This window comes from Rothia sp. HMSC064D08, from assembly GCF_001809525.1.
Classification (GTDB): Bacteria; Actinomycetota; Actinomycetes; order Actinomycetales; family Micrococcaceae; genus Rothia; species Rothia dentocariosa.
Map to the genome: position 1 here is coordinate 643,660 of NZ_KV797895.1, position 12,608 is coordinate 656,267.

Annotated in this window: 6 protein-coding genes; all 6 read left to right on the forward strand. The window is 56.3% G+C overall.

Annotated features, from left to right (window positions below; translation table 11 throughout):
* The first annotated feature begins 23 nt into the window (after positions 1 to 23).
* On the forward strand, positions 24 to 3,533 hold the full coding sequence (rpoB, locus tag HMPREF2625_RS05065) for a DNA-directed RNA polymerase subunit beta (RefSeq protein ID WP_070522449.1): 3,510 nt from the start codon (positions 24 to 26) through the stop codon (positions 3,531 to 3,533).
* Positions 3,534 to 3,633: 100 nt separating this feature from the next.
* A complete protein-coding gene (locus HMPREF2625_RS05070) occupies positions 3,634 to 7,539 on the forward strand; it encodes a DNA-directed RNA polymerase subunit beta' (protein ID WP_013397620.1) in 3,906 nt (1,301 codons plus the stop codon).
* Between the two features lie 545 nt (positions 7,540 to 8,084).
* Complete coding sequence (rpsL, locus tag HMPREF2625_RS05075; protein WP_004005292.1) at positions 8,085 to 8,459, forward strand: 30S ribosomal protein S12; 375 nt, start codon at positions 8,085 to 8,087, stop codon at positions 8,457 to 8,459.
* Positions 8,459 to 8,929, forward strand: a complete 471-nt coding sequence (rpsG, locus tag HMPREF2625_RS05080; RefSeq protein WP_004005291.1) for a 30S ribosomal protein S7 — start codon at positions 8,459 to 8,461, stop codon at positions 8,927 to 8,929. Before rpsL ends, rpsG begins: the two co-directional genes overlap by 1 nt.
* A gap of 72 nt (positions 8,930 to 9,001) precedes the next feature.
* Positions 9,002 to 11,116 (forward strand): elongation factor G, encoded by a 2,115-nt coding sequence (fusA, locus tag HMPREF2625_RS05085; RefSeq protein ID WP_004005290.1) that lies wholly within the window; start codon positions 9,002 to 9,004, stop codon positions 11,114 to 11,116.
* 205 nt (positions 11,117 to 11,321) lie between these two features.
* Positions 11,322 to 12,512, forward strand: coding sequence for an elongation factor Tu (tuf, locus tag HMPREF2625_RS05090; protein WP_004005289.1), 1,191 nt, complete (start codon positions 11,322 to 11,324; stop codon positions 12,510 to 12,512).
* Positions 12,513 to 12,608: the final 96 nt, after the last annotated feature.

Here is a 12,608-nt window from a genome sequence, read left to right on the forward strand (position 1 = left end):
ATGTCTGTGGAAGGATCCCCATTTTGGTCGCTTCGAGCACCTCTAACCATGACGCCGCTAACGGTGCGGAAAATAATTCCGACCGTCGTATCTCATTCGCAAAAATTAGTGAACCGTTGAAGGTTCCCAACCTGCTGGCTATCCAGACCGACAGCTTCGACCGCCTCGTGGGTAACGAGCGCTGGGCAAAGCGTCTGGAAAATGCTCAGGCAACAGGTGACACCTCTGTACCTGAGAAATCCGGTCTTGCTGAGATCTTCGAGGAGATTTCCCCGATTCGTGATTTCCAGGAAACCATGCAGCTGTCCTTCTCGGATCCGGAATTCTCCGATCCCAAGTACACCATGGAAGAGTGCAAGGACCGTGACGCAACCTATGCGGCACCCCTGTACGTTAAAGCTGAATTCATGAACCTGACCACCGGTGAGGTTAAGCAGCAGACCCTTTTCATGGGCGACTTCCCGCTCATGACCGAGTCCGGTACCTTCGTGATCAACGGTACCGAGCGTGTGGTCGTTTCCCAGTTGGTGCGTTCACCCGGTGCATATTTCGAGAAGGCACCCGACCGCACCTCCGATAAGGACATCTACTCAGCACGCGTTATTCCTTCGCGCGGTGCATGGTTTGAGCTTGAAATAGACAAGCGCGATCAGGTGGGTGTGCGCCTGGACCGCAAGCGTAAGCAGTCTGTGACCGTGCTGTTGAAGGCTCTGGGATGGACCGAGGCAAAGATCCTTGCCGAGTTCGGGAACTATGATTCTATTCGTGCAACCCTCGAGAAGGACTCCGTCTCAACCCGCGACGAGGCTCTGCTCGATATTTACCGTAAGCTCCGCCCGGGCGAGCCCCCGACGGTAGAGGCCGCACAGGCGTTGCTCGACAACATGTACTTCACCCCGCGCCGCTATGATCTGGCGAAGGTTGGCCGTTACAAGGTGAACCGTAAGCTCGGTGTAGATGTTCCTCTTGATTCCCCCGAGGCATCGGTGCTCAGCCAGGACGACATCGCTCAGATGATTCACTACCTGTGCGCCCTGCACGCTCAGGAGAGCAGCATCCCCGGTAAACGTGACGGCAAGGAAATTTCCGTTAAGATCGATATCGACGATATTGACCACTTCGGTAACCGCCGCATCCGCACCGTGGGCGAGTTGATTGAAAACCAGATTCGCACCGGTCTTTCCCGCATGGAGCGTGTGGTGCGTGAGCGCATGACGACTCAGGACGTTGATTCCATCACCCCGCAGTCCTTGGTGAACATCCGTCCCGTGGTTGCAGCGATTAAAGAGTTCTTCGGTACTTCGCAGCTTTCGCAGTTCATGGATCAGAACAACCCGCTGGCTGGGCTAACCCACAAGCGTCGTCTTTCGGCGCTGGGCCCCGGCGGTCTTTCCCGCGACCGCGCGGGCATGGAAGTGCGCGACGTGCACCCCTCGCACTACGGCCGTATGTGCCCCATCGAGACCCCTGAAGGCCCGAACATTGGTCTGATCGGTTCGTTGGCAACCTACGGGCGTATCAACTCTTACGGCTTTATCGAGACCCCCTACCGCGTGGTTGAAGATGGTAAGGTCACCGACAAGGTGCGTTACCTGACTGCCGACGACGAGAAGAGCGTTATTATTGCGCAGGCAAACGCCCCGCTGACTAGCGAGCGTACCTTCGCTGAGGACGAGGTTCTCTGCCGTGCAGGCGATGGTTCTGGCGAGGCCGTGCTGGTTGCCCCCGGCGCTGTGCAGTACATGGACGTTTCCCCGCGTCAGATGGTGTCTGTGGCAACCGCTCTAATTCCCTACCTTGAGCACGACGACGCAAACCGTGCGCTAATGGGCGCTAACATGCAGCGCCAGGCTGTGCCGCTGTTGGAGTCCGAGGCTCCCGTCGTTGGTACCGGTATGGAGAAGTACGCTGCGCTTGACTCCGGCGATTCCGTGCTGGCGAAGAAAGCTGGCGTGGTATCCGAGGTCTCGGCCGATCTGGTGTTGGTCCGCAACGATGACGGCACCACCAGCTCGTACCCGATCATGAAGTTCTCCCGCTCGAACCCGGGCAACTGCTACAACCAGCGTGTTGTGGTGAAGGCCGGTCAGCGTGTGGAAGAGCGTGACGTTATCGCGGACGGCCCTTCGACCGACGGCGGTGAGCTCGCTCTGGGTAAGAACCTGCTCGTGGCATACATGCCCTGGGAAGGTCTGAACTATGAGGATGCTATTATCCTCTCCCAGCGCATGGTTTCCGAAGATGTGCTGACCTCGATTCACATCGAAGAGCATGAAATCGACGCTCGTGACACCAAGCTGGGTCCCGAAGAAATTACCCGCGATATTCCCAACGTTTCTGAGGAAGTTCTCTCTGCACTGGATGACCGCGGTATTATCCACATTGGTGCCGAGGTTGAGGCTGGCGACATCCTGGTCGGTAAGGTAACCCCCAAGGGCGAGACCGAGCTGACCCCCGAAGAGCGCCTGCTGCGCGCAATCTTCGGCGAGAAGTCCCGCGAAGTTCGTGACACTTCTCTGAAGGTTCCCCACGGTGAATCCGGTACCGTGATCGGCGTTCGCATCTTCGACCGCGAAAGCGACGATGAAGACGATCTGCCCCCGGGTGTTAACAAGCTTGTGCGCGTGTACGTTGCGCAGAAGCGTAAGATTACCGACGGCGACAAGCTCGCAGGTCGCCACGGTAACAAGGGCGTTATTTCCAAGATCTTGCCGGTCGAAGACATGCCCTTCTTGGAAGACGGTACTCCCGTTGATGTCATTCTGAACCCGTTGGGCGTGCCCGGTCGTATGAACATCGGCCAGGTGCTTGAGGTTCACACCGGCTGGCTCGCTAAGCAGGGTTGGAAGATTGAGGGCGACCCGGCGTGGCTGAAGAATATGCCGAACTTCCCGAAGGAATCCGGACCCACCCGCCTGGCGACCCCCGTGTTCGACGGCGCTCATGAGGATGAGCTCTTCGACTTGATGGATCACGCGAACCCGAACCGTGACGGCGATCGTCTGATTACTCGCTCCGGTAAGGCACGTCTGATTGACGGTCGTTCGGGTGAGCCGTTCCCTGACCCGATTTCGGTGGGTTACCAGTACATCCTGAAGCTGCACCACCTGGTGGACGACAAGATTCACGCTCGTTCCACCGGTCCTTACTCGATGATTACCCAGCAGCCGTTGGGCGGTAAGGCACAATTCGGTGGTCAGCGCTTCGGCGAGATGGAAGTGTGGGCGCTGGAAGCATACGGCGCCGCCTACACCCTGCAGGAAATCTTGACCGTCAAGTCTGACGATGTGGCCGGTCGTGTGAAGGTTTACGAGGCGATCGTCAAGGGTGAGAATATCCCCGAGCCGGGCATCCCTGAATCCTTCAAGGTTCTTATTAAAGAAATGCAGTCACTGTGCCTGAACGTCGAGGTACTTTCTACCGACGGGAAGACCATTGAAATGAGCGACTCGGAGGAAGAAGGCTTCCGGGCAGCAGAAGATATGGGCGTGAGCCTAACCCATGAGGAGCCCAGCTCCGTGGACGAGCTCTAATCACAGCCCCTCCTTCGCGGGCAGGGCGTAGTCACGCACGATTTTCGCCCCGCCCATCAACCCCAAGTCTTCGAAACTACAGAAAGAGATTAGGACCGATATGTCCAACGAATCTTCGCTTGGTTTGATGCGAATTGGTCTTGCCACCGCCGACGATATCCGTCGTTGGTCTTACGGCGAGGTCAAGAAACCCGAGACCATCAACTACCGTACCCTGAAGCCGGAGAAGGAAGGCCTCTTCGACGAGCGCATCTTTGGTCCCACCAAGGATTGGGAGTGCTACTGCGGTAAATACAAGCGCGTGCGCTTCAAGGGTATTGTGTGTGAGCGCTGCGGCGTTGAAGTGACCCGCTCTAAAGTGCGCCGTGAGCGCATGGGCCACATTGAACTGGCTGCACCCGTTACCCACATCTGGTACTTCAAGGGCGTTCCTTCACGCCTAGGCTATCTGCTTGATTTGGCGCCGAAAGACCTGGAAAAGGTCATCTACTTCGCCGCCTACATGATCACGAGCGTGGACGAGGAGGCTCGTCACGAGGATCTGCCGAACCTGCAGGCGGCACACGACCGTGAAAAGCGTGAGCTGGAGTCTCAGCGTGACGCCGATATTGCCGCTATTTCCCGCGAAGTTGAGCAGGAATTGGCTCGTATTGAGGCCGAGGGCGGCAAGAAGACAGCCGAAAAGCGTAAGCTGCGCGATAATGCCGAGCGTCAGATGGCGTCTGTTCGCAAGCGCGCTGACCGTGAAATTGAGCACCTGGAGAAGGTCTGGGATCGTTTCAAGAACCTGAAGGTTGCTGACCTTGAGGGTGATGAGGCGCTCTACCGCTCCATGATCGATAAGTACGGTCTGTACTTTGAGGGTGCAATGGGTGCTGAGGCTATCAAGAAGCGCCTGGAAACCTTTGATCTAGAGGCCGAAGCTGAGGCCCTGAAAGAGGTCATTCAGACCGGTAAGGGTCAGAAGAAGACCCGCGCGCTCAAGCGTCTGAAGGTTGTAAACGCCTTCCTGACCACCAATAACTCCCCGCTGGGTATGGTGCTGGATGTTGTTCCGGTTATTCCGCCGGAGCTGCGCCCGATGGTTCAGCTCGATGGCGGTCGCTTTGCGACTTCCGACTTGAACGACCTGTACCGTCGTGTGATCAACCGTAATAACCGCCTCAAGCGTCTGCTGGAGCTTGGCGCTCCCGAGATCATTGTGAATAACGAAAAGCGTATGCTGCAGGAAGCTGTGGATTCGCTCTTCGATAACGGTCGTCGTGGTCGCCCCGTGACCGGTCCCGGTAACCGCCCGCTGAAGTCGCTCTCCGATATGCTCAAGGGTAAGCAGGGGCGTTTCCGCCAGAACCTGCTCGGTAAGCGCGTGGACTACTCCGGCCGTTCCGTGATCGTGGTTGGTCCGCAGCTGGAAATGCATCAGTGCGGTCTGCCGAAGCAGATGGCGTTGGAGCTCTTCAAGCCCTTCGTCATGAAGCGCTTGGTGGAGCTTTCGCACGCGCAGAACATTAAGAGCGCTAAGCGTATGGTTGAGCGTTTCCGCCCGCAGGTGTGGGATGTTCTCGAAGAGATCATTACCGAGCATCCTGTGTTGCTGAACCGTGCACCTACCCTGCACCGTCTGGGTATTCAGGCGTTCGAGCCGAAGCTGGTTGAGGGTAAGGCTATTCAGCTGCATCCGCTCGTGTGTTCTGCGTTCAACGCTGACTTCGATGGCGACCAGATGGCGGTTCACCTGCCGCTCTCGCCCGAGGCTCAGGCTGAGGCACGCATTTTGATGCTCTCCTCGAACAACATCTTGAAGCCTTCGGACGGTCGTCCGGTAGCTGTTCCTTCGCAGGATATGATCATTGGCTTGTACCACTTGACCACCACACGCGAAGGTGAGAAGAACGAGGGCCACGCATTCTCGTCGATCGCTGAAGCTCTGATGGCGATGGATCGTCACGATATTGAGCTGTACACCAAGATTAAGGTGCGTCTCTCTGGCGACGAGTTTGTAGCGCCCGAGGGTTGGGAAGCCCCTGAGGGTTACACGCCTGGAGATCCGATTCTGCTGGAGTGCACCGTCGGTCAGATTCTGTTCAACCAGACTTTGCCGAAGGATTACCCGTGGTTCTCTGGCATTGCAGATAAGAAGGGACTGGGCAAGCTCATTAACGACCTTGCTGAGAAGTACCCGATGGATATCGTGGCGCGTACCCTGGATAACCTCAAGAACGCTGGCTTCTACTGGGCATCGCGTTCGGGCGTGACCGTCGCCGTTTCTGATATCGCAACCCCGGCGACTAAGCCCGCGATTATGGAACGCTATGAGAAGCAGGCCTCCGCGATTGAGGATGAGTTTGATGTCGGTATGATTGGCGACGACGAGCGCCGTGAAGAGCTCATTAAGATTTGGACCGAAGCTACCGATACGGTCGCTGAGGCTATGCGCGAGAATCTGAGCGACAACGGTGGTCTGAATACCATCTACCGCATGGTGACCTCTGGCGCACGTGGTAACTGGATGCAGGTTCGTCAGATTGCGGGTATCCGCGGTCTGGTGTCTAACCCGAAGGGCGAGATTATGCCCCGCCCGATTAAGTCCTCCTACCGTGAAGGGCTGTCGGTGTTGGAGTACTTCATCGCAACTCACGGTGCTCGTAAGGGTCTTGCCGATACCGCGCTGCGTACCGCTAACTCGGGTTACCTGACCCGCCGTCTGGTGGACGTTTCGCAGGATGTGATCGTGCGTGAACACGACTGCGGTACTCGCCGTGGTCTGGTGCTTCCGCTGATCGATGCCGACGGCAACCTCCACCCGGATGTTGAGACTTCTATCCACGGTCGTACCTTGGCAATTGATGTCAAGGACTCTGACGGTAACGTCATCGCATCCGCTGGTGAGGATGTTTCGGATGTGCTGATCGAGAAGCTGTTCAAGGCTGGCGTGAAGGAACTGCGTGTTCGTTCTGTGCTGACTTGCGAGTCCAGCATCGGCGTATGCGCCCTGTGCTACGGACGCTCTATGGCATCGAACGTTCTGGTTGATATTGGCGAGGCTGTGGGTATTATCGCGGCTCAGTCCATTGGTGAGCCCGGTACTCAGCTGACTATGCGTACCTTCCACACCGGTGGTGTTGCATCGGCTGACGATATTACCCAGGGTCTGCCCCGTATTCAGGAGCTCTTCGAGGCTCGTACCCCTAAGGGCGTGGCACCGATTTCTGAGGTTTCCGGCCGTGTGACCATTGAGGATACCGAAAAGTCGTACAAGATCGTCGTTACCCCGGATGATGGTTCCGAACCGCAGTCTTACACGGTTCTTCGCCGTGCAGCTTCGAAGCTGCAGACTGGCGACCACGTTCAGGTGGGCGATCAGCTGGCTGCTGGTGCGGTTGATCCGAAGGAGGTTCTGCGTATTCGTGGTCCTCGCGAGGCGCAGAAGCACCTGGTGAGCGAGGTTCAGGGCGTGTACAAGTCTCAGGGTGTAGAGATCCACGATAAGCACGTTGAGGTTATTGTGCGTCAGATGCTCCGCCGTGTGACCGTCATTGAGTCTGGTGATACCGAGCTGTTGCCCGGTGAACTGGTGGACAACATTGTGTTCCAGAAGGCTAACCGCAAGGCACTGGTTGAGGGCAAGAAGCCTGCCGCTGGTCGTCCCGAGATGATGGGTATTACCAAGGCGTCGCTGGCCACCGAGTCCTGGCTGTCTGCCGCATCCTTCCAGGAGACCACTCGCGTTCTCACCCAGGCTGCTATGGAGGCTAAGACCGATCCGCTGCTTGGTCTGAAGGAGAACGTCATCATCGGTAAGCTGGTTCCCGCCGGTACCGGTTTGGCTCGCTACAACGATATTGAGGTTGAGCCCAGCCAGAAGGCGCGTGAGGAGCAGATGCAGGCGTTTGATGGCTTCGGCTATCAGAGCGCGTTCACCCAGCTGGGTGAAGATCCGTACCCCTACGCCAACAGCGGCTACATGGCTGTTCCCTTGGACGAGTACGGTCGTGGTCTTGAGTAAGACTCACATAATGGGTTCGTAAACTCGATCGTGAATCGGGTCTAGTAGCCTAGATGATGGAGGCGGTTTCGGGAACTTCCCGAGACCGCCTCCTGACGTTAGCTAGGGGAGAGGACTACTCTATTTCAGTATCAAGTGATGAATACCATAGTGTATTTACCGTGATGGATGGTGTTCTCTCCGAGTTCAGCTAGATTAACAGGATTTTAACCTGTATAGTCTTTATCCGAAGTACCTAGCCTCGGCGTGGAATTCACCACCGTGATTCCTTGTGATAGTTAATCGTGAGGTCTTGGGTCAACGAATCAATGGCAGTATGGATACCGTCCTTTGGTGTTGCCTGTGCGCTGACACCTAAATGCCATTTTTAAGTGTGCCCAAAAACTTTTTCATCAGAAATAAGTTTAAACTCGCTGAGAGCAAGAACCCGTGTGCCTAGATGGGCTACGGGCTTCTGTAACCGAGAGCATTTCGTGGCAACACAAAATGCCAGTAAGTTCCCAAGGACTTGAAGACAGATAAGTCCACATAGTAACGGAGAAAACGTGCCTACTATTCAGCAGCTGGTCCGTAAGGGCCGGACTCCCAAGGTCGTTAAGACCAAGGCGCCCGCACTGAAGGGCAACCCTATGAAGCGTGGCGTGTGCACCCGTGTGTACACCACCACCCCGAAGAAGCCGAACTCGGCACTGCGTAAAGTCGCTCGTGTCAAGCTTAACGGTGGTATCGAGGTTACCGCATACATTCCCGGTGAGGGTCACAACCTGCAGGAGCACTCGATTGTGCTCGTTCGCGGTGGCCGTGTGAAGGACCTCCCCGGTGTTCGTTACAAGATCGTTCGTGGTGCTCTGGATACCCAGGGTGTTAAGGGTCGCGGCCAGGCCCGCTCCCGCTACGGCGCTAAGAAGGAGAAGAAGTAATGCCTCGTAAGGGTCCCGCTCCCAAGCGTCCCCTCGTAAACGATCCTGTTTACGGTTCTGCGCTGGTTACCCAGCTCATTAACAAGGTTCTGTTGGACGGCAAGAAGTCCGTGGCAGAGCGCATCGTATACGGTGCTCTTGAGGGTGTTGAGAAGAAGACCGGTTCTGATCCGGTCGTCACCCTGAAGAAGGCTATGGACAATATCAAGCCCTCGCTTGAGGTTCGTTCCCGCCGTGTTGGTGGTGCAACCTACCAGGTGCCGGTCGAGGTCCGCCCCGGCCGTTCCACCGCTCTGGCTCTTCGCTGGTTGGTTGGCTTCTCGAAGCAGCGCCGCGAAAAGACTATGACTGAGCGTCTGATGAACGAGATCCTGGATGCATCCAACGGTCTCGGCGCCGCTGTCAAGCGCCGCGAAGACACTCACAAGATGGCCGAGTCCAACAAGGCCTTCGCACACTACCGTTGGTAATTCTCCGTTTACAGCCTGTCGAGGTTATGGAGCCTGGCAGGCTTTCGGAGTATCTCATTTAGGGAGAAAAACGTGGCACATGATGTGTACACTGACCTGAACAAGGTCCGCAACATCGGTATTATGGCGCACATTGACGCCGGTAAGACCACCACTACTGAGCGCATCCTGTTCTACACCGGTATTAACCACAAGATCGGTGAGACTCACGATGGCGCTTCAACTATGGACTGGATGGCTCAGGAGCAGGAGCGCGGTATTACCATTACCTCCGCAGCTATCACCTGCTTCTGGAAAGACAACCAGATCAATATTATCGACACCCCCGGTCACGTTGACTTCACCGTTGAGGTGGAGCGTTCGCTGCGCGTGCTTGACGGCGCGGTAGCGGTGTTTGACGGTAAGGAAGGTGTTGAGCCTCAGTCTGAGACCGTGTGGCGTCAGGCTGATAAGTACGATGTCCCCCGCATCTGTTTCGTTAACAAGATGGACAAAATGGGTGCGGACTTCTACTTCACCGTTCAGACTATTATCGATCGCCTGGGCGCAAAGCCGCTCGTTATGCAGCTGCCTATCGGCGCTGAGAGCGACTTCGTCGGCGTGGTTGACCTGCTCGAAATGAAGGCATACGTATGGCCCGGCGACGCCAAGGGCGACGTGACCATGGGCGCAGAGTACGAAACTCGAGAGATCCCCGCTGACCTGCAGGCTAAGGCCGAAGAGTACCGCGCAGAGCTGATCGAGGCTGTTGCTGAGTCCAGCGAGGAACTCATGGAGAAGTACCTCGAAGGTGAAGAGCTCACGATTGATGAGCTCAAGGCTGGTATCCGTCAGCTGACCATCAACGGCGAGGCATTCCCCGTGCTCTGTGGTTCCGCATTCAAGAACCGTGGCGTTCAGCCCATGCTGGATGCTGTGATCGAGTACCTGCCTTCCCCGCTGGATGTTCCCGATGTAGAGGGCTCTAGCCCCTCGAATGAGGAAGAGAAGCTTACCCGTAAGGCATCTTCGGATGAGCCTTTCGCGGCTCTAGCCTACAAGGTTGCAGCTCACCCGTTCTACGGTCAGCTCATCTACACCCGCGTGTACTCCGGTCACGCGGCTCAGGGTCAGCAGGTTCTTAACTCGACTAAGGGTAAGAAAGAACGTCTCGGTAAGCTCTTCCAGATGCAGTCCAACAAGGAGAACCCGGTTGACGAAATCACCGCAGGTCACATTTATGCGGCGATCGGTCTGAAGGACACGACTACCGGTGATACTCTGTGCGATCCTGCAAACCCGATCGTGCTTGAGACGATGACCTTCCCCGCTCCCGTGATCTTCGTGGCGATTGAGCCTAAGACCAAGGGCGACCAGGAGAAGATGTCGACCGCAATTCAGAAGCTCTCCGCTGAGGACCCCACCTTCACCGTGTCTCTGAATGAAGAGACCGGTCAGACCGAAATCGGTGGTATGGGCGAGCTTCACTTGGACATCATCGTTGACCGTATGAAGCGTGAGTTCAAGGTTGAGGCTAACGTTGGTAAGCCTCAGGTTGCATACCGCGAGACCATTAAGAAGACCGTTGAGAAGGTCGACTACACCCACAAGAAGCAGACCGGTGGTTCCGGTCAGTTCGCGAAGGTGCAGGTTTCCTTCGAGCCGCTGCCTTTGGATGGCGAGGAACTGTACGAGTTTGAGGATAAGGTGACCGGTGGTCGCGTGCCTCGCGAGTACATTCCTTCTGTCGATGCCGGTATTCAGGACGCTATGAAGTTTGGTGTTCTGGCCGGTTACCCGATGGTCGGCGTGAAAGCAACCCTGATCGACGGTGCCTACCACGATGTCGACTCCTCTGAAATGGCGTTCAAGATCGCTGGTTCTATGGTCTTCAAGGAAGGTGCTAAGCGCGCTAACCCTGTTCTGCTGGAACCACTGATGGACGTTGAGGTGCGTACCCCCGAGGAGTACATGGGCGACGTTATCGGCGACCTAAACTCTCGTCGTGGTCACGTGCGTTCCATGGAGGATGCATCCGGTGTCAAGATCGTCAAGGCTCTCGTACCGTTGACCGAGATGTTCGGTTACATTGGCGACTTGCGTGGTAAGACCCAGGGTCGTGCAGTGTTCTCGATGGCATTCGATAGCTACGGCGAGGTTCCCAAGAACGTCGCTGACGAGATCATTCAGAAGAGCCGCGGCGAGTAATTTCCCGTCTCTTTCTTGAGGGTTGCGGGTTGAGAAGCCCGTGACCCCTCACTAAAATTTTTAAATAAAAATCCACCATTGAGGGCATGAACAGTTTCATCTCTGCCGCGTAATCCGCTATTCTAGACGCTAGACCGTTTTTTGCGGGTTGCGCCGGAGCGAAGATCCGGGTGCATGTTTTCAATACGTTCTAGGAGGAACACTCTTGGCTAAGGCTAAGTTCGAGCGCTCCAAGCCTCACGTTAACGTCGGTACCATTGGTCACGTTGACCACGGTAAGACCACCCTGACCGCTGCTATCTCCAAGGTTCTGGCTGACAAGTACCCGGACCTGAACGAACAGCGCGACTTCGGTATGATCGACAGCGCTCCTGAGGAGCGCCAGCGCGGTATTACCATTAACATCGCTCACATTGAGTACCAGACTGAGAAGCGTCACTACGCACACGTTGACGCTCCCGGTCACGCTGACTACGTCAAGAACATGATTACCGGTGCTGCACAGATGGACGGCGCAATCCTCGTGGTTGCTGCTACCGATGGTCCCATGGCGCAGACCCGTGAGCACGTGCTGCTCGCTCGCCAGGTTGGCGTGCCCACCCTGCTGGTGGCACTGAACAAGGCTGACATGGTTGATGACGAAGAGCTTCTCGACCTCGTCGAGATGGAGGTTCGTGACCTCCTCTCCTCGCAGGAGTTCGACGGTGATGACGCTCCCGTGATCCGCGTGTCCGCTCTGAAGGCTCTCGAAGGTGACCCCGAGTGGGTTGCTAAGGTTGAGGAGCTCATGGAAGCAGTTGACACCTACATTCCGGATCCGGTTCGTGAGACCGACAAGCCCTTCCTTATGCCCATTGAGGACGTCTTCACCATTACCGGTCGCGGCACCGTTGTGACCGGTCGTGCAGAGCGCGGTACCCTGAAGATCAACTCTGAGGTTGAGATCGTTGGTATCCGCCCCATCCAGAAGACCACCGTGACCGGTATCGAGATGTTCCACAAGCAGCTCGACGAAGCATGGGCAGGCGAGAACTGTGGTCTGCTTCTGCGTGGTCTCAAGCGTGACGACGTTGAGCGTGGTCAGGTTGTTGTGGAGCCGGGCTCCATCACCCCTCACACCGAGTTCGAGGCAAACGTCTACATCCTCTCCAAGGATGAGGGCGGTCGTCACAACCCCTTCTACTCGAACTACCGTCCTCAGTTCTACTTCCGTACCACTGACGTGACCGGTGTTATTAAGCTCCCCGAGGGCACCGAAATGGTTATGCCCGGTGACAATACCGAGATGACTGTTGAGCTGATCCAGCCCATCGCTATGGAAGAAGGCCTCGGCTTCGCTATCCGTGAGGGTGGCCGCACCGTTGGTTCGGGTCGCGTTACCAAGATCATCAAGTAATTGCCGTAGTAACGACGATTCGCTGATGATGCGTTGAACAGCTTGCTCTTTCAACGCTAGCGATTTTAGAAGTCCCCCTGCATCATTGAATGCAGG